This is a genomic window from Pseudothauera lacus (genome assembly GCF_003034845.1).
Classification (GTDB): Bacteria; Pseudomonadota; Gammaproteobacteria; order Burkholderiales; family Rhodocyclaceae; genus Pseudothauera; species Pseudothauera lacus.
Genome location: NZ_PZKC01000011.1, coordinates 99,063 through 117,506 on the forward strand (window position 1 = coordinate 99,063; position 18,444 = coordinate 117,506).

17 protein-coding genes and 2 tRNA genes are annotated in these 18,444 nt (G+C 67.3%); 16 read left to right on the forward strand and 3 right to left on the reverse strand.

Features of this window, described 5'->3' with window-relative positions:
- Positions 1-3: 3 nt before the first annotated feature.
- The 12 genes from ispG to C8261_RS13400 all read left to right on the forward strand — a co-directional run bounded on the left by ispG (position 4) and on the right by C8261_RS13400 (position 12,077).
- On the forward strand, positions 4-1,254 hold the full coding sequence (gene ispG / locus C8261_RS13345) for a flavodoxin-dependent (E)-4-hydroxy-3-methylbut-2-enyl-diphosphate synthase (protein WP_107494214.1): 1,251 nt from the start codon (positions 4-6) through the stop codon (positions 1,252-1,254).
- A 19-nt stretch (positions 1,255-1,273) separates the two neighbouring features.
- Positions 1,274-2,572, forward strand: a complete 1,299-nt coding sequence (hisS, locus tag C8261_RS13350; RefSeq protein ID WP_107494215.1) for a histidine--tRNA ligase — start codon at positions 1,274-1,276, stop codon at positions 2,570-2,572.
- Positions 2,559-3,203 (forward strand): tetratricopeptide repeat protein, encoded by a 645-nt coding sequence (locus tag C8261_RS13355; protein WP_107494216.1) that lies wholly within the window; start codon positions 2,559-2,561, stop codon positions 3,201-3,203. The genes hisS and C8261_RS13355 overlap by 14 nt, the downstream gene beginning before the upstream one ends.
- Before the next feature lie 5 nt (positions 3,204-3,208).
- Positions 3,209-4,351, forward strand: coding sequence for an outer membrane protein assembly factor BamB (gene bamB / locus C8261_RS13360; RefSeq protein ID WP_107494217.1), 1,143 nt, complete (start codon positions 3,209-3,211; stop codon positions 4,349-4,351).
- Between the two features lie 15 nt (positions 4,352-4,366).
- Complete coding sequence (der, locus tag C8261_RS13365) at positions 4,367-5,692, forward strand: ribosome biogenesis GTPase Der (protein ID WP_107494218.1); 1,326 nt, start codon at positions 4,367-4,369, stop codon at positions 5,690-5,692.
- A gap of 95 nt (positions 5,693-5,787) precedes the next feature.
- Entirely contained in the window at positions 5,788-6,033 is a 246-nt protein-coding gene (hfq, locus tag C8261_RS13370) for an RNA chaperone Hfq (protein ID WP_107494219.1), read from the forward strand.
- A gap of 47 nt (positions 6,034-6,080) precedes the next feature.
- On the forward strand, positions 6,081-7,217 hold the full coding sequence (gene hflX / locus C8261_RS13375; RefSeq protein ID WP_107494220.1) for a ribosome rescue GTPase HflX: 1,137 nt from the start codon (positions 6,081-6,083) through the stop codon (positions 7,215-7,217).
- A 31-nt stretch (positions 7,218-7,248) separates the two neighbouring features.
- A complete protein-coding gene (gene hflK, locus C8261_RS13380) occupies positions 7,249-8,526 on the forward strand; it encodes an FtsH protease activity modulator HflK (RefSeq protein ID WP_107494221.1) in 1,278 nt (425 codons plus the stop codon).
- A complete protein-coding gene (gene hflC, locus C8261_RS13385; RefSeq protein WP_107494222.1) occupies positions 8,526-9,407 on the forward strand; it encodes a protease modulator HflC in 882 nt (293 codons plus the stop codon). The genes hflK and hflC overlap by 1 nt, the downstream gene beginning before the upstream one ends.
- A 4-nt stretch (positions 9,408-9,411) precedes the next feature.
- Positions 9,412-9,597, forward strand: coding sequence for a DUF2065 domain-containing protein (locus C8261_RS13390; protein ID WP_107494223.1), 186 nt, complete (start codon positions 9,412-9,414; stop codon positions 9,595-9,597).
- An 8-nt stretch (positions 9,598-9,605) separates the two neighbouring features.
- Positions 9,606-10,760 (forward strand): ATP phosphoribosyltransferase regulatory subunit, encoded by a 1,155-nt coding sequence (locus tag C8261_RS13395; protein ID WP_107494224.1) that lies wholly within the window; start codon positions 9,606-9,608, stop codon positions 10,758-10,760.
- A 6-nt stretch (positions 10,761-10,766) separates the two neighbouring features.
- Positions 10,767-12,077: an adenylosuccinate synthase gene (locus C8261_RS13400; protein WP_107494225.1), complete on the forward strand. Its 1,311-nt coding sequence runs from the start codon at positions 10,767-10,769 to the stop codon at positions 12,075-12,077.
- Positions 12,078-12,184: 107 nt separating this feature from the next.
- Here C8261_RS13400 and C8261_RS13405 read toward each other — a convergent pair.
- Positions 12,185-12,269, reverse strand: a tRNA-Leu gene (locus C8261_RS13405).
- 132 nt (positions 12,270-12,401) lie between these two features.
- Positions 12,402-12,486, reverse strand: a tRNA-Leu gene (locus tag C8261_RS13410).
- A gap of 44 nt (positions 12,487-12,530) precedes the next feature.
- On the opposite strand from C8261_RS13410, the gene rnr reads away from it, so the two are divergent.
- From rnr to C8261_RS13425, 3 genes are all read left to right on the forward strand, one after another.
- Positions 12,531-15,041, forward strand: coding sequence for a ribonuclease R (rnr, locus tag C8261_RS13415; protein ID WP_219905208.1), 2,511 nt, complete (start codon positions 12,531-12,533; stop codon positions 15,039-15,041).
- A gap of 109 nt (positions 15,042-15,150) precedes the next feature.
- Complete coding sequence (gene rlmB / locus C8261_RS13420) at positions 15,151-15,849, forward strand: 23S rRNA (guanosine(2251)-2'-O)-methyltransferase RlmB (protein ID WP_107494227.1); 699 nt, start codon at positions 15,151-15,153, stop codon at positions 15,847-15,849.
- A gap of 116 nt (positions 15,850-15,965) precedes the next feature.
- A complete protein-coding gene (locus tag C8261_RS13425) occupies positions 15,966-16,730 on the forward strand; it encodes a tellurite resistance TerB family protein (RefSeq protein ID WP_107494228.1) in 765 nt (254 codons plus the stop codon).
- A gap of 30 nt (positions 16,731-16,760) precedes the next feature.
- Here the strand turns inward: C8261_RS13425 and C8261_RS13430 are convergent, their stop codons facing one another.
- Entirely contained in the window at positions 16,761-17,675 is a 915-nt protein-coding gene (locus C8261_RS13430) for a LysR family transcriptional regulator (protein ID WP_235864924.1), read from the reverse strand.
- Positions 17,676-17,799: 124 nt separating this feature from the next.
- Between C8261_RS13430 and C8261_RS13435 the strand changes: the two genes are divergently transcribed.
- The gene (locus tag C8261_RS13435) at positions 17,800-18,243 is read left to right on the forward strand and encodes a TerB family tellurite resistance protein (RefSeq protein ID WP_181358946.1); all 444 of its coding nucleotides are present in this window, start codon (positions 17,800-17,802) and stop codon (positions 18,241-18,243) included.
- Positions 18,244-18,444 lie beyond the last annotated feature (201 nt).

Genomic DNA, 18,444 nt, shown 5'->3' on the forward strand with positions numbered 1-18,444 from the left:
GGCATGAACGCGTCCATTCCCAGTCATTGCGGTCCGCTGCCGCGCCGGGCAACCCGCCGTGTCCTCATCGACGGTGTCACCGTCGGTGGCGGTGCCGCGGTGGTCGTGCAGTCGATGACCAATACCGACACTGCCGATGTGCTCGCCACCGCGATGCAGGTCGCCGAACTGGCGCGCGCCGGTTCGGAGATCGTGCGCCTGACGGTCAACAACGAAGCGGCGGCGAAGGCCGTACCGCACATCCGTGACCGCCTGCTGGCGCTCAATGTCGACGTGCCGCTGGTCGGCGACTTCCACTACAACGGCCACAAGCTGCTCACCGACTTCCCGGCCTGCGCCGAGGCGCTCGCCAAGTTCCGTATCAACCCGGGCAACGTCGGCGCCGGCGCCAAGCGCGACCCGCAGTTTGCCGCCATCGTCGAACTGGCCTGCCGCTACGACAAGCCGGTGCGCATCGGGGTGAACTGGGGCAGCCTCGACCAGTCCGTGCTCGCCCGCATCATGGATGCCAACGCCAGGCTCGCCGAGCCGCGTGACGCCGGCGCGGTGATGCGTGAGGCGCTGGTGGTGTCGGCGCTCGAATCCGCCGCCAAGGCCGAGGAGTACGGCCTGGGGGGCGACCGCATCATCCTCTCGGCCAAGGTCTCCAGCGTGCAGGACCTGATCGCGGTGTATCGCGAGCTGGCCGCGCGCAGCGACTACCCCTTGCACCTCGGGCTCACCGAAGCCGGCATGGGCTCCAAGGGCATCGTCGCCTCCACCGCAGCATTGTCCGTGCTGCTGCAGGAAGGCATCGGCGACACCATTCGCATCTCGCTCACCCCGGAGCCCGGCGGCAGCCGCACACAGGAAGTGGTGGTCGCCCAGGAAATCCTGCAGACCATGGGGCTGCGTGCGTTCACGCCCATGGTCACCGCCTGCCCGGGCTGCGGGCGCACCACCAGCACCTTCTTCCAGGAACTTGCCGACGGCATCCAGCGCTACGTGCGCGAGCAGATGCCGGTGTGGCGCGAGCAGTACGACGGTGTGGAGAACATGACGCTGGCGGTGATGGGCTGTGTGGTCAACGGGCCGGGCGAGAGCAAACACGCCAACATCGGCATCTCCTTGCCTGGTACCGGCGAGACCCCCGCCGCGCCGGTGTTCGTCGACGGCGTCAAGACCGTCACCCTGCGCGGCGACAACATTGCCGCCGAATTCAAGGCCATCGTGGACGACTACGTCGCCACCCGTTACACGAGGAAGGCGGGCTGAGCCCGCGGAAAGCAACGCTATGAGCAAGACCCTGCAGGCCGTGCGCGGGATGAACGACATCCTGCCCGACGACGCCGAGACCTGGGAACACTTCGAGGACATCGTCCGCGACTGGCTGAAGAGCTACGGCTACCGCCCGATCCGCATGCCCATCGTCGAGCCGACGCCGCTGTTCAAGCGTGCCATCGGCGAAGTGACCGACATCGTCGAGAAGGAGATGTACTCCTTCGAGGACGCCCTCAACGGCGAGCAGCTGACGCTGCGCCCGGAAGGCACGGCGTCCTGCGTGCGTGCAGCGATCCAGCACAACCTGGTCGCCGGCGGCGGGCCGCAGCGCCTCTATTACCACGGCCCGATGTTCCGTCACGAGCGCCCGCAGAAGGGGCGCTACCGCCAGTTCCACCAGATCGGCGTGGAGGCACTCGGATTCTCCGGGCCCGACGTCGATGCCGAGCACATCATCATGTGCGCGCGGCTGTGGGAAGAACTCGGCCTCGAGGACGTCGCCCTCGAACTCAACTCGCTGGGTTCGGCGGCGGAGCGTGCGCAGCACCGCGCGGCGCTGATTGCCTATCTCGAAGAGCACAAGGCGCAGCTCGACGAGGACGGCCAGCGCCGACTGTACAGCAATCCGCTGCGCATCCTCGACACCAAGAACCCCGCGCTGCAGGAGCTCGTCGATGGCGCGCCGCGGCTTGCCGACTACCTTGGCGAGGACTCCCGCGCCCATTTCGAGGCGGTGCAGGTACTGCTCAAGGATGCCGGCATCCCCTTCCGCATCAACCATCGCTTGGTGCGCGGGCTCGATTACTACAACCGTACCGTGTTCGAGTGGGTCACCACCCGCCTGGGCGCACAGGGTACAGTGTGTGCAGGCGGGCGTTACGATGGTCTGGTCGAGCAACTCGGCGGCAAGCCGACGCCGGCGGCCGGCTTTGCGATGGGGGTGGAGCGCCTGCTGGCGCTGTGGCAGGAATGCGGCGGCGGCGGCGAGCCTGCGGCCCCCGACGCCTATGTCGTACACCTCGGCGAGAGCGCCCGCAGGCTGGCCTTCCGCGCTGCGGAGGCGTTGCGCACCCACGGTTTTGCGGTACTGCTGCACTGTGGCGAGGGCAGTTTCAAGTCGCAGATGAAGAAGGCCGATGCCAGCGGCGCCGCAGTCGCCCTGGTGATCGGCGAAGACGAGGCCGCCGCGGGTGAGATCGGCCTCAAGCCGCTGCGCGGGCCCGGTGGCCAGCAGCGGGTGAGCCTGGAATCGCTCTCCGAGGCGATGGCAGCAATCCTTTATCCAGAGGAAGAAGAAGATGGCGGTGTATGACCTTGAGGAACAGGAACAGATCTCCGAGATCAAGGCCTGGTGGGAGCAGTACGGCAAGCTGGTGACCGCGCTGGCGGTGGCCGCGGCGGTGGCCTCGGTGAGCTGGCAGGGCTGGCGGTGGTATGAGAACAAGCAGGCCGCAGAAGCCGGGGCGCTGTTCCACGCCGTGCAGCAGGCGGTGGAGAAGGGTGAGACCCAGCGTGCCCGCGAGGCCACCGGCGAGCTCATCGGCCGCTACGGGCGTACCACCTATCCGCAACTGGCGGCGCTGCTCTCCGCGGCGACGCACTTCGAGCGCGGCGACCTGGTCAATGCGCGCAGCCAGCTCGAATGGGCGGCAGAGCAGGGGCGGGATGAGGTGCTGCGCGACATCGCGCGTCTGCGCCTGGCGACCCTGATGCTGCACGAGGGCAAGGCCGATGAAGCGCTTGCCCAGCTTGCGCGCGATCCCGCGCCGGCCCTGCAGGGGCGCTTCGCCGACCTGCGTGGTGACGTGCTGCTCGCCCTCGGGCGTGGCAGCGAGGCCCGGACGGCCTATCAGGCGGCGCTCGACGGCTTTGCCGGCGAGGTCGAAGGGGCGGCGACGATGCGCGAGGTGGTGCGCATCAAACTCGAAGCGGTGGAGGGCTGAGCAGCATGCGTCGTATCGTCAATGCAGTGATCCTGGGGAGCGCGGCCAGCGTGCTGGCAGCGTGCTCGTCGCTCAACCCCTTTGCCAGCTCCGCGCCCAAGCCCGCCGAGCTGGTGGCCTTCCAGCCCAGTGCCGAACTGCGTCCGCTGTGGTCGGCGAACATCGGCGATGCCGGTCCCTTCGTGTTCCAGCCCGAAGTGGTTGGCGACAGCGTCTATGCGGCTGCCCACAGCGGCACGGTGGCGCGCCATCAGGGCGGCCGCGCACAGTGGTCGGTACGCGTTGGCAAGCGTCTCTCCGCCGGGGTCGGCAGCGATGGCAGTCTGGTAGTGGTGGTGAGCGTCGATGGCGAGGCCATCGCCCTCGATGCCGCCAGCGGTGCCGAGCGCTGGAGGGTGCCGGTGGGCGCCGAGGTGCTCGCAGCACCGGCGATGTCTTCCGAGATCGTCGTGCTGCGCGCCTCCGACAACCGCCTCATCGGTCTCGATGCCCGTGACGGCGCACGACGCTGGGTGTACCAGCGCGCCACGCCGCCGCTGGCACTGCGCAGCTTCGCCGGCGTCGTCGTGGTCGAGAACAGTGTCGCCATCGCCGGTTTCCCCGGCGGCAAGCTGGCCGCGGTCAATCTCGCCAATGGCGGCGAGCTGTGGGAACTGAGCGTCACCGTGCCGCGCGGCGCCACCGAGCTTGAGCGCATTGCCGACGTCGTCGGCACGCCGGTGTTCGGTCGTCGCGAGATCTGCGCGGTGGCCTACCAGGGCCGCGCCGGCTGCTTCGACGGCAGCAACGGCAATCCGCTGTGGACGCGCGAGTTCTCCAGCAGCGTGGGCATGGACCGCGATGAGCGCTACGTCTTCATCACCGACGACCGCAATGCCGTGCATGCACTCGATGCCTTCAGCGGTGCCGGAGTGTGGCGCCAGGACGCCCTCGTGCTGCGCCAGGTGTCGCGTCCGCTGGCGCTCGGCGACTACGTTGCGGTGGGCGATTTGGACGGCTACGTGCATCTGCTGCGTCGTGAGGACGGGCGCTTCGCAGCGCGTGCGCGCGCCGGCAGCGGCGCGGTGGCCGCCGAGATGCGCGCCCTGCCGCAGGGCTTCGTCGTGCAGACGCGCGGCGGCGCGCTGCAGGCCTATGAAGTGCGCTGATCGACAAGGCAGAGCGTGAATCCCACCATTGTTCTGGTCGGCCGGCCCAATGTCGGCAAATCGACCCTCTTCAACCGTCTCACCAAGACCCGTGATGCGCTGGTTGCCGATCAGCCCGGCCTTACCCGTGATCGCCATTACGGCATCGGCCGGGTCGGCGAGCGCAAGTATCTGGTGGTGGATACCGCCGGCTTCGACCCGGTCGCCAAGGACGGCATCATGCACGAGATGGCGCGCCAGGCCGAGCAGGCCATCGCCGAGGCCGACGTGCTGCTGTTCCTCGTGGACGGACGTGCCGGTCTGACTCCGCACGACGAACAGATCGCCGCCCGCCTGCGCCGTGCCGGGCGCCCGGTGCTGCTGGTGGTCAACAAGTCCGAAGGAATGGACCGTGCCATGGTCGGGGCGGATTTCCATGCCCTCGGCCTTGGTGAGCCGCTGGTGGTCTCCGCCGCCCACGGCGACGGCGTGCGGCAGTTGGTCGACATCGCCCTGGCACCGTTCGACGATGCGCCCGAGGATGACGATGCCGACGCCGGCCCGCGGGTGGCCGTGGTCGGGCGCCCCAACGTCGGCAAGTCCACGCTGGTCAACACCCTTATCGGCGAAGAGCGCGTGATCGCCTTCGACATGCCAGGGACCACGCGCGACGCCATCGCCATTCCCTTCGAGCGCCAGGGGCGGCACTACACGCTGATCGACACGGCCGGTCTGCGCCGCCGCGGCAAGGTCTTCGAGGCGGTGGAGAAATTCTCGGTGATCAAGACCCTGCAGGCCATCGAGCAGTGCAACGTCGCCGTGCTGGTGCTCGATGCCGCGCAGGACATCTCCGAGCAGGACGCCCACATCGCCGGCTTCGTGCTTGACGCCGGGCGGGCACTGGTGGTGGCGGTGAACAAGTGGGACGACGTCGACGACTACCGCCGCGAGCGCACTCGCGAGGACATCGCCCGCAAGCTGAACTTCCTCGACTTCGCGCGCTTCCATTACGTCTCGGCGTTGAAGGCCGAGGGTATCGGCGGGCTGCTTAAATCGGTGGATGCGGCCTACGCCGCGGCCATGGTGAACCTGTCCACGCCGCGCCTGACCCGCACGCTGCAGGCGGCGCTGGCCAAGCAGGCGCCGCCGCGTCATGGGGTCTTCCGCCCCAAGCTGCGCTACGCCCACCAGGGGGGCAGCAATCCGCCGGTAGTGGTTATCCACGGTAGCGCCCTCGAACACGTGCCGGCATCATATGTGCGCTATCTGGAACGTACCTTCGTCGATGCCTTCAAACTGCAGGGTACGCCGTTGCGCATACAGTTCCGTACCTCGCACAATCCGTATGCCGAGAAGGGCTGAGTTTCATCCACACCGGAAAGGATGTGGCGCCGTCATGTGGCGGTGCAGCAAAATTTCCTTTACATTCCAATAATCACAAGTACCGAGGTCCACTCATGAGCAACAAAGGGCAACTTCTACAAGACCCGTTTCTGAACACCCTGCGCCGCGAACACGTTCCGGTGTCGATCTACCTGGTCAACGGCATCAAGCTGCAGGGCCAGATCGAATCCTTCGACCAGTACGTCGTCCTGCTCAAGAACACCGTCACCCAGATGGTGTACAAGCACGCCATCTCCACCGTCGTCCCGGCCCGCCCGGTGTCCATCCAGCAACAGGATGCGGGTGAAGGCAATAGCTGAGCGTCCGTCCGCCGGCGGCATGGCGCCGGTCCTTACAGATCAGCAGCATGTTTGAGCGCCCTTCGGCCGGCGAGCGCGCCGTGCTGGTGCAGCTCGATCTCGGGCAGGGCGCCATCGACGAGCGCATCTCCGAACTCGCCCTGCTTGCCGGCAGCGCCGGTGCCAGCGTCGAGGCGGTCGTCCGCGGCCGCCGCCAGGCGCCTGATCCGGCGCTGTTCGCCGGACGCGGCAAGGTCGAGGAGGTCGCCGAAGCCCTGCGCGTCCACGATGGCGATCTGGTGATCTTCAACCATGCGCTGTCGCCGGCGCAGCAGCGCAACCTCGAGCGTGCGCTGCAGTGCCGGGTCATCGACCGCACGGCGCTGATCCTCGACATCTTTGCGCTGCGCGCGCGCAGCCACGAAGGCAAGCTGCAGGTCGAACTGGCCCAGCTCGAACACCTGTCCACGCGCCTGGTGCGCGGGTGGACCCACCTGGAACGCCAGAAGGGCGGCATCGGTCTGCGCGGGCCGGGTGAAACCCAGCTCGAGACCGACCGCCGCCTCCTCGGCATGCGGGTCAAGACCCTCAAGAGCCGGCTCGCCACCATCGGCCGCCAGCGTCAGACGCGGCGGCGCCAGCGCGCGCGCCGCGATGTCCTCTCGGTGTCGCTGGTGGGCTACACCAATGCCGGCAAGTCGACCCTCTTCAATGCGCTCACCAAGGCCGGTGCCTACGCTGCCGACCAGCTTTTCGCCACCCTCGACACCACTTCGCGCAAGCTTTATGTCGGTGGCGGGAACGTTGTGCTGTCGGACACGGTCGGATTCATCCGTGATCTGCCGCATGCGCTGGTTGCCGCCTTCGAGGCGACGCTGGAGGAAACCGCCAGTGCCGACCTCCTGCTGCACGTCGTCGATTCGGCGAGCGAGGACCGCGATGCGCAGATTGCCGCAGTGAACGAAGTGCTCGGCGAGATCGGTGCCGGCGAGGTGCCGCAGATCCTGGTGTGGAACAAGGTGGACCTCACCCAGGCTGCGCCGGCGGTCGAGCGCGACGACTGTGGTAGAATCAGGCGCGTTTTTTTGAGCGCCAGGACGGGCGCCGGTCTCGATCTGCTGCGTGCAGCGCTGGCCGAGGCGGCGCAGGCACATGGCGCGGAAGGCGCGGCCCAGGTGGCATCTTCCGCAGCACTTTCAACATAGAGTTCATGTACAAGTGATTACGGGCATACTCATGTCACTCAACGATCCGCGCTGGGGCAACCAGGGGAACGACGACGACCGCGAAAAAGGCAATCGCGGCGGCAAGCAGGAGCCTCCCGATCTGGAGGACGTCTGGCGCGACCTCAATCAGAAGCTCAACGGCCTCCTTGGCGGCAAGCGCAGCGGTGGCGGCGGTGGCCGTCGCCCCAGCGGCGACGGCGGCGGGCCACAGATGCCCAACGTCTCCTTCAAGCAGTTCGGCGGCGGCATCGGCATCCTGCTGGTGCTCGCACTGGTGGTCTGGCTGGCGAGCGGCTTCTACATCGTCAATGCCAACGAACGCGGTGTGGTGCTGCGCTTCGGCCAGTTTGTCGAAACCACCGAACCCGGTCTGCGCTGGCGCCTGCCGACGCCCTTCGAATCGCACGAAGTGGTCGATCTGACCGGCGTGCGTACCGTCGAAGTCGGTTATCGCGGCGCCGAGCGCAACCGCGTGCTGCGCGAGGCGCTGATGCTCACCGATGACGAGAACATCGTGAACATCCAGTTTGCCGTGCAGTACATCCTCAACAGCCCGGAAAGCTATCTGTTCAACAACCGCTTCCCCGACGAGACCGTCGCGCAGACTGCGGAAACCGCGATGCGCCAGATCGTCGGCCGCAGCAAGATGGACTTCGTGCTCTATGAAGGGCGCGAGGACATCGCCGCGTCGGCACAGGCGCTGATGCAGGAGATCCTCGACCGCTACCAGACCGGCGTGCAGATCAGCCGCGTCACCATGCAGAACGCCCAGCCGCCCGAGCAGGTGCAGGCCGCCTTCGACGACGCCGTGAAGGCCGGTCAGGACCGCGAGCGCCAGAAGAACGAGGGCGAGGCCTACGCCAACAACGTCATCCCGCTGGCGCGTGGTACCGCCGACCGCCTGCTGGAAGAGGCCGCCGCCTACCGTGACCGCGTGGTCGCCGCCGCAGAAGGTGAGGCGAGCCGCTTCGAGCAGGTGCTGACCGAGTACAACCGTGCCCCGGCGGTGACCCGCGAGCGTCTCTACCTGGAGACGATGCAGCAGGTGCTGTCCAATACCAGCAAGGTGATGATCGACGCCAAGGGCAACGGCAACCTGCTCTTCCTGCCGCTCGACAAGCTCATGGAGCGCAGCGGTGGCGTGCCGGGTACGGCGACGGGCGGCACCGCCGACGCCCAGGCCTCGCAGCAGCCGTCGCTGCCTTTCAGCGCCCCGGTCAGCCGCTTCGACAATCCGGCTGATGCGCGTGGCCGTGACATTTCCCGCACCCGCCCCGGAGAACGCTGATGCGTGAAAAGATGCCCATTTTTGCCGGCGGGCTGCTGCTCGCCATCGTCATCGCCTCGATGACGCTGTTTACCGTCGATCAGCGCCAGTACGCCATCGTCTTCCAGCTCGGTGAGGTGAAGCAGGTCATCGAGGAACCCGGCCTGAAGTTCAAGTGGCCGCTGATCCAGAACGTGCGCTTCTTCGATCGCCGCATCCTCACCATCGACACGCCTGAGCCCGAGCGCTTCATCACCGCCGAGAAGAAGAACGTGCTGGTCGACCACTTCGTCAAGTGGCGCATCGTCGATCCGCAGCTCTACTACGTCTCGGTGGCCGGCGACGAGGCGCGCGCGCGCATCCGCCTGCTGCAGACGGTGAACGCCGGCCTGCGCGAGGAGTTCGGCCGCCGCACCGTGCATGACGTGGTGTCCGGCGAACGCGACCGCATCATGGACCAGATGCGCGACCGCGCCGACCGCGACGCACGCACCATCGGCGTGCAGATCCTCGACGTGCGCCTGAAGCGCGTCGATCTGCCCGGCGAGGTTTCCGAGGCGGTCTATCGCCGCATGGAAGCGGAGCGTACGCGGGTTGCCAACGAGCTGCGTTCGCTCGGTGCCGCGGAAGCCGAACGCATCCGCGCCGATGCCGATCGCCAGCGTGAGGTCATCGTCGCCGAAGCCTACCGCGATGCCCAGCGCCTCAAGGGTGAGGGCGATGCCCGCGCCACCTCGATCTATGCCGAGGCCTTCGGCAAGAACGCCGAGTTCTATTCCTTCTGGCGCAGCCTCGAAGCCTATCGTGCCAGCTTTGCCGACAAGAGCGACGTGATGGTGGTCGATCCCAGTTCGGATTTCTTCAGGTACATGAAGGGTTCCGGCGGCGCCCGTCGCAACTGAGCGAATGCTGACCTCCCTGTTGCTGGCCTTCGCACTGATGCTGGTGCTCGAAGGCATCCTGCCCTTCCTCGCGCCGGCCACCTGGCGCGAGACTTTTTTGCGCCTCGCCCGCCTCAACGACGGTCAGCTCCGCTTCATCGGACTGTCGTCGATGCTGCTGGGCCTGGTGCTGCTGATCCTCTTCATCTGAAACTTCCCATGCGCTGGGTACTTCCCGATCACATCCAGGATGCGCTGCCTGCCGAGGCCGAAAAGCTCGAAAGCCTGCGCCGCACCCTGCTCGACGCCTTCCGCGCGCACGGCTATCAGCTCGTCGCGCCGCCGCTGCTGGAGTTTCTCGACTCACTGACCACCGGCGCGGGGCAGGACCTCAAGCTGCGCACCTTCACCCTGGTCGACCAGCTCAGCGGTCGCAGCATGGGGGTGCGCGCCGACACCACCCCGCAGGTTGCCCGCATTGACGCCCACCTGCTCAACCGCAGCGGTGTGGCGCGGCTGTGCTACTGCGGCAGCGTGCTGCACACCCTGCCGTCGACCCTCACCGCGACCCGCGAGCCGCTCCAGCTTGGTGCCGAACTCTACGGCCATGCCGGCCTGGAGGCCGACATCGAGGTCATCCGCCTGCTTGCCGAGGTGCTGCGTCTGGCTCAGGTGCCGGCGAGCCGCATCGACATCGGCCACGTCGGCCTCTTCCATGCCCTTGCCGCCCGTGCGGGGATGGTGCCGGAGCGCGAGGAAGCGCTGTTCGATCTGCTGCAGGCCAAGGATGTGCCATCCTTGCGCGAGTTCGTCGCCGATGTGCCCGAGGACGTGCGCGCCGCGCTGCTCGCGCTGACCGAGTTGTACGGCGACGCCACGGTACTCGACGAGGCCGCGCGGCGGCTGCCGCAGCTGCCCGAGGTGGGCGCGGCGCTCGCCGATCTGCGCGCACTGGCCGCCGCCCTCGGCGATCTGCCGGTGAGCTTCGATCTCGGCGATCTGCGCGGTTACCACTACCATAGCGGTGTGGTGTTCGCCGCCTACGGCAGCGCCTCGCCGGCGGCACTGGCGCTTGGTGGCCGTTACGACCGTGTCGGTCAGGCTTTCGGACGTGGCCGCCCGGCCACCGGTTTCAGCCTCGATCTGCGCGAACTGGCCCTGCGCCTGCCCGATGCGCCCGCAGCCGGTGCCATCCTGGCGCCGCTGCAGGGCGACGGCGAGTTGGCCGGCGAGGTGGCCAGGCTGCGCGCAGCGGGCGAGATCGTCGTCAGCGCGCTGCCGGGGCATGAGGGAACATGGAGAGAAGCCGGCTGCGACCGGCAACTGATCAGGCGCGACGGCTGCTGGGCGGTCGAGGCGCTGCAGGGAGAGTGAGGAAAGATGGCTAAGAACGTAGTTGTCGTGGGTACCCAGTGGGGTGACGAGGGCAAGGGCAAGATCGTCGACTGGCTCACCGATCACGCCAAGGGCGTGGTGCGCTTCCAGGGCGGGCACAATGCCGGCCATACGCTGGTGATCGGCCAAAACGAATACAAGCTCAACCTGGTGCCCTCGGGCATCGTCCGCGAGGGTGTGGCCTGCTACATCGGCAACGGTGTGGTGCTCGACGCCCAGCACCTGCTCGAAGAGATCAGCAAGCTCGAAGCCGGCGGCATCCAGGTGCGCAACCGCCTGCGCATCAGCCCGGGCTGTCCGCTGATCCTCGGTTACCACGTCGCGCTCGACCACGCCCGCGAAGCCGCGCGCGCGGCCGGCAACAAGATCGGCACCACCGGCAAGGGCATCGGCCCGACCTACGAGGACAAGGTGGCGCGCCGCGCGCTGCGGGTGTACGACCTCTTCGACCGCGAACGTTTCGCCGAGAAGCTGAAAGCCAACCTCGACTACCACAACTTCGTCCTCACCCAGCATCTGGGCGCCGCACCGGTCGACTTCGACAAGGTCTTCGCCCAGGCCATGGCCGATGCCGACGCGCTGCGTCCGATGGTGGCCGACGTCTCCGCCGAACTCTACGCGATCAACAAGTCCGGTGGTTCGCTGCTCTTCGAGGGCGCACAGGGCACCCTGCTCGACATCGACCACGGCACCTATCCCTTCGTCACCTCCAGCAACTGCGTGGCCGGTCAGGCTGCGGCCGGCTCGGGCGTCGGCCCCGGCCGCCTGCACTATGTGCTGGGCATCACCAAGGCCTACTGCACGCGCGTCGGCGGCGGGCCGTTCCCCACCGAACTGGACATCGAGACCAAGGGCGTGCCCGGCGAGCAGATGTCCACCAAGGGGCGCGAGTTCGGCACCGTCACCGGGCGCAAGCGGCGCTGCGGCTGGCTGGATCTGGCCGCGCTGAAGCGCTCGATCATCATCAACGGCGTTACCGGGCTGTGCATCACCAAGCTCGACGTGCTCGACGGTCTGACCGAGCTGAAGCTGTGTACCGGCTACATGCTCGACGGCCAGCGCATCGACCTGCTGCCCATGGGGTCCGAGGAAGTGGAGCGCTGCGAGCCGATCTACGAAACCATGGCGGGCTGGAGCGGCACCACCTATGGTGCGCAGAGCTGGGATGCGCTGCCGCAGGAGGCGCGTGCCTACCTGCACCGCATCGAGGAAATCTGCGAGATCCCCATCGACGTGATCTCCACCGGTCCCGAGCGTGACGAGACCATCCTGCGGCGCCATCCGTTTGGCGCCTGAATCCGGGTATTCCGCTGCCGGCCTGCGGGCCGGTGGCGCGCGCGCTGCGCAGGAAGCAGACGGTGGAAAAGCAAAAGGCCGACACAAGGTCGGCCTTTGCTTGAAACTGGTGCCCAGAAGAGGACTCGAACCTCCACGCCTCGCGGCGCTAGTACCTGAAACTAGTGCGTCTACCAATTCCGCCATCTGGGCAGGGAGTGGAATTATAGCCGCGTTGGAGTGCTTGTCAAACCCCGCGTGCGCCGCCGCGCCTGAGCGCGTTGCCGTCCGGAAGGGCGGCGTGAACGAAAAAGGCCGGTCTTTCGACCGGCCTTTCCCTGCAACTGGTGCCCAGAAGAGGACTCGAACCTCCACGCCTCGCAGCGCTAGTACCTGAAACTAGTGCGTCTACCAATTCCGCCATCTGGGCAAGAGTCGCGCATTATAAGGACGTAAAGAAGAAAGTCAATGACTATGAAAGCCAAAAAAACACCGGCCAGGAAAGGCCCCCGAATTTCCGCGGTACGCCGCGCAGATCCCTTTTTCGAACGCGAATCGGCCAGCTACGAGCAGCCGCTGCCCAGCCGCGAGTACGTCGAGCAGACCCTCGCCGAGCAGGGCGTGCCGCTGGAGCTCGATGCGCTCGCTGCAGCGCTCGACATCCAGCCCCACGAGTTCGAGTTCTTCCACCGCCGCCTGCGTGCCATGGAGCGCGACGGCCAGGTAATGCGCAACCGGCGTGGCGCCTATCTGCTGCCCGACAAGGTCGACCTGATCCGCGGCAAGGTCCAGGGCCATCCGGATGGCTTCGGCTTCCTGGTGCGCGACGACGGCGGGGCGGACATCTTCCTCGGCCCCAAGGAGATGCGCGAACTGCTGCACGGCGACCGTGCCATCGTGCGCATCGCCGGGCAGGACCGCCGCGGGCGCCCCGAGGGCAAGCTCGTCGAGGTGCTGGAGCGCGCCAACAGCCGCATCGTCGGGCGCGTCATCAACGAGCACGGCGTGACCATCGTGGTGCCGGAAAACCGCCGTCTGGCGCAGGACATCCTGATCGCCCCGGGTGGCAAGAGGCCGCAGCCCGGCCAGGTGGTGACGGTCGAACTGATCGAGCAGCCCACCAAGTTCGCCCAGCCGATCGGCAAGGTTGTCGAGGTGCTGGGCAACTACGCCGACCCGGGGATGGAGATCGAGATCGCGCTGCGCAAGCACGATCTGCCCTTCGAGTTCTCCCCGGAAGCGAAGGGCGAAACCCGCAAGCTGCCACTCAAGGTGCGCAAGAAGGACAAGCTCGGGCGCGAGGACATCACCCACCTGCCGCTGGTCACCATCGACGGCGAGACCGCCAAGGACTTCGACGACGCGGTGTATTGCGAGCGCCAGGGCCGCGGCTTCCGCCTCATCGTCGCGATTGCCGACGTCTCGCACTATGTCGAGGCCGGCGGCGCGCTCGACCGCGATGCGCTGGAGCGCGGCAACTCGGTGTATTTCCCGCGCCGGGTGATCCCCATGCTGCCGGAGAAGCTCTCCAACGGGCTGTGTTCGCTGAACCCCGAGGTCGAGCGTCTGTGCATGGTGGCCGACATGAGCATCTCCATGACCGGCGCCATCAAGGCCTACCGCTTCTATCCGGCGGTGATGTACTCGCATGCGCGGCTGACCTACAACAAGGTCGCCGCCGCGCTCTACGAGGGCGACGAGGGCATGCGCGCCGAGCTCGGTGCGCTGCTGCCCCACCTGGAGAACCTCGACAAGCTCTTCCGCGTGCTGCTGAAAGCGCGCGCCAAGCGCGGTGCGATCGACTTCGAGACCACCGAGACGCGGATGATCTTCGACGACAACGGCAAGATCGCGCAGATCGTCCCCGAGGTGCGCAACGACGCCCACCGCCTGATCGAGGAATGCATGCTGGCGGCCAACGTGTGCGCCTCGGACTTCCTTCAGCAGCGCAAGCACCCCGCGCTCTATCGTGTGCATGAAGGCCCCACGCCGGAGAAGCTGGAGAAGCTGCGCAGCTTCCTCGCCGAGTTCGGCTTCGACCTGCCCGGTGGCGACGATCCGCACGCCAGCGACTACGCCCGCCTGCTCGACAAGCTCAAGGGCCGTCCCGATGTGCAGCTGCTGCAGACGGTGATGCTGCGCTCGCTGCGCCAGGCGGTGTACAGCCCGGACAACGTCGGTCACTTCGGCCTCGCCTACGAGTCCTACACCCACTTCACCTCGCCCATCCGGCGCTACCCCGACCTGCTGGTGCATCGCGCGATCAAGGCGGTGCTGGCAGGCGAGCAGTACCGCCCGGGCGACTGGGACGCCATTGGCAGCCAGTGCTCGACCACCGAGCGGCGCGCCGACGACGCCACGCGCGACGTCGTCTCCTGGTTGAAGTGCTACTTCATGCAGGACAAGGTCGGCGAGGAATTCTCCGGCTGCGTCTCCTCGGTGGTACCCTTCGGCCTCTTCGTTGCCCTGGACGATATCTTCATCGAAGGTCTGGTGCACATCTCCGACCTCGGCAGCGACTACTTCCACTTCGACGAAGCGCGCCACGAGCTGGTGGGCGAGCGCAGCAACGCGCGTTACCGCCTCTCCGACCGCGTGCGCGTACAGGTGGTGAGGGTCGATATGGAAACCAACAAGATCGACTTCCGCCTCGTCGAAGGCCCCGAGCGGGTCACCGAACGCAGCGGCAAGACCGCCAGCGACCGCGCCGCCAGGGCCGCACGCGCGCCGGCGGCGGAGCAGGGCAGCGACCGCGCTGCGCGTGGCCGTGGCGTACGCAGCGTGGCACAGGCCGAGGTTCAGGCCAAGGCAGCGCCTGCGCCGCGCAAGAAGAAGGCGCCGGCCGGCGCTGCAAAGGCTGCCACCGGCACCCAGCGCAAGGCCGGCAGCAAGACGACAACCAAGGCCGCAGGCCGGGGCAAGGCGGCAAAGTCCGCCAAGGCGCCCGGCGCTGCGACCGCAAGGAAAGGCAGAAAACGTGGCTAAACCCCCCTCCCGTGCGCCGCGCGCAGCGCGCGCTGACAGCGCCTCTGCACCGGCACCCGCAAGCGAAGGGCGTGCGGACAGCAAGCTGATCTACGGCTTCCACGCCGTCATGGCGCGCCTGCGGCGCGACCCCGAGGCCATCTTCGAACTCTACGCCTCGGCCCAGCGCCAGGACGTGCGGGCGCGTGAAGCGCTGAAGCTGGCCGAGGCCGCCCAGGTGCGCGTCATCCAGGTCGACTCCGACCGTCTCGACGGCATGGTCGGCACGCGCCGCCACCAGGGCGTGGTGGCCCGCGTGGATGCGCGTCGGCGCGAACTCAAGCTCGCCGACGTGCTCGACAGCCTGGACGAGAACGCCCTGATCCTGGTGCTCGACGGCGTGCAGGACCCGCACAATCTCGGCGCCTGCCTGCGCGTCGCCGATGCCGCCGGTGCGCATGCGGTGGTCGCACCGAAGGACCGCGCGGTCGGCCTCAACGCCACTGCGGTGAAGGTGGCCAGCGGCGCCGCCGATACCGTTCCCTACATCACCGTCACCAACCTGGCGCGCGCGCTGCGCGAGATGCAGGAAGCCGGCATCTGGGTGGTCGGTGCTGCCGGCGAGGCGGAGAAGACCCTCCACCAGATCGACCAGAAAGGCCCGGTGGCCTGGGTGCTCGGTGCCGAAGGCGACGGCCTGCGCCGCCTCACCCGCGACACCTGCGACGAACTGGCGAAGATCCCGATGTACGGCAGCGTCGAGAGCCTCAACGTCTCGGTGGCCAGCGGCATCTGCCTGTTCGAGGCTCGCCGCCAGCGCGAAATCTGAGGCTTCCTGAATTTGGGGCGGTCACAGAAGTTTACGCCTGCTGGCCCTGGCTTCCCAAGCTGGTGAGGTGAGAGGGGATTACACTCGGCTTTTCCTTTCTGCGGCGGAGTCACACCATGAGCTTTGGCAATCTGATTGGGCAGATCCTGCAACAGGGCATGAGCGCCAAGGGCGGTGATCGCTTGCAGCACAGCCTCGGGGCGCAGGGCCTGGGTGACTTGCTCGGCAGCGTTCTCGGCGGTGCCGGTGGCAGCTCTCCAGCCGGTGCGTCCGGCGGCCTGGGCGGCCTGCTGGGTGCGGCCCTGGGCGGTGGAAGGGGCAGCGGTGGCGCTGCCGATCTTATCGGTGCCATGCTTGGCGGCGCACGCGCGCCCGCTAGCGGGGGGCAGTCGGGCTCGGGAGGGATGGCCGTGCTGGCCGCGCTGGCAATGGCGGCCTTTAAGAACTGGACTGCTCAGGGCGGCGCACTCGCCGGTTTTGCGGGTGGAGAACCGGAGGCTCGGGCGGCGATTGCCGAATTGACCGCGCCCGATACAGAGCGGCTGGTGCTGCGTGCCATGCTTTGTGCGGCGAAGGCGGACGGCGTCGTTGACGAAGAGGAGATCGAGCGCATAGTCGGCAAGATCAGTGGCGATGGTGTCAGCGCCGAGGAGCGTCAGTACCTGGTGGATGAACTGCACCGCCCGCTTGATCTGCCGGGCTTGATCAGGGATGTGCCGAATGCTGCAGTTGCGGCGCAAGTCTATGGCGCTTCGCTGTTGGCCATTGACCTCGATACCGCGGCGGAGCGTGATTACATGCGCAGATTGGCCGCCGGTTTGCGGCTTGATGCCGACGCGGTTGCTCGCCTGCACCAGCTGACCGGGGCGCCGTTGCCCTGAGCGCCGGTTTGGGCGACGATCCCGCCTTGTTCATGCTGCGCCGTCGGCCTTGAGCAGCATTGTGGCGGTGCGTCGAATCTCCTGCATGGCAGGGTGTTTCAACAGGCGTTCTGTAGTGAGCAGGTAGACCTCTGCCAGGACTGTCTCCAGCTCGCCGACGCGGCATACGCCATACTGCCGCTCGATGTCAGCGGCAATCTTCGTCGGGGCCACGAAGAATCCCGCCCCGGAACTGCCAAAGGCCTTCAACAGAGCGAGGTCGTCGAACTCTGCGACGACCTGTGGTTCGATCCCCCGCGTTGACAGCCACTGCTGCAGCGCCGGGCGGAAAGCGACGTCCTCGCCGGGCATCAGGAAGGGGGCGCCGTCGAGCAGCGCGGGGAAGGCCCGCGGCTGCCGTTCGAGCAGGGCGGGGGCGGCGAACACCGTCAGCGGGCTGCGGCCGAGCAGGTGGCTGTATGCGCGCACGCTGATCCCGGGCGGCAGCGGGCGGTCGGCCAGCACTGCGGCAACGCGGTGCATGCCCAGTTCGCCGACCAGCTGTGGCAGGCGGCCTTCGGTGCAGGTCAGGCGCACCGGCGGGTCCATCCGCAGCATGGTGCGCAGCAGGCCGGCGGCAATGCTCTTGGGCAGGGAGTCGGCGATGCCGATGGTGATGCGCGGGCGCAAATGCAGCCCGGCGTCGTCGAGGGCGGCGAGCGCTTCGTCGCCAAGCGCGAAGATGCGGTCGGCGTAGTCAAGCAGGCTGCGCCCCGCTTCGGTGAGGGCGCGCTGGCGCCCCTGGCGCTGGAACAGCGCAACGCCGAGACTGTGTTCGAACTGTGTCAGTTGTCCGCTCACCGCGTGCGGGGTGAGGTGCAGCCGCTCGCTTGCACGGGCGATGCTGCCGCAACGTGCAACCATCCAGAAGTAGCGCAGGTGCTTGTAGTTGAGCGTCCGTGACATGGCCATTAAGTCGAAAAAATCGATCTATTTGCGAATTAAAAACGATCCGTTCGATGAAACGCAAGCGCCTTCGCGGCGCCCAAGGCAGTACAGGCTCCCACAACACAGTCCAGGAGGTGTGACCATGCGTTCCTATGCCAACGACCCCGCCCGCGCTGCGGCCCGTGTCATCGCCATGGCCATGCTGGCCGACGGTGCGCCTGACCGCGCGGAGATCGACTTCGTGCTCAGGCGCGGCGAAGCGGCGCGCTTCGGCGTCGATGCCGAGCTCTTCGAGGAGGTCATGCAGGCGTTCTGTGAAGACATGGCGCAGAGCGTGGCGTGGTTCGATGGGGTGCGCGGGGACTTCCCCGCGGAGTTCATCGACGCGCTCATCGACGAAGCCGGTGACGACCAGCATGAGCTGCTCGGCGTGCTGCTGCGTCTGGTGGCCGCCGACGGTCACATCAGCGAGGGCGAGGAACGCCTGCTGCTGAGGGCGCAGCGCAAGTGGGGGCGGGCCGGGCAGTGGCCGGTGCGCCTGCGCGAAAGGGCCGACGGGCTGCGGCCGAGGGCGCTTTCCTGTTAACCCGGCAATGAAATAGTCACTACCGTTCGCCCTGAACCTGTCGAAGGGCACTTGATGGCAGTGCCTTCGAACGGGCTTCGACAGGCCTGTCCTGAGCGCAGCCGAAAGGCTCAGCCCGAACGGTATTTGATTGCCGGGTAAATAGTCTGGCTGCCGCAGCATGCAGCCGCGGCTTGCAGTTTCCACCGAGTGCGGAGGGCA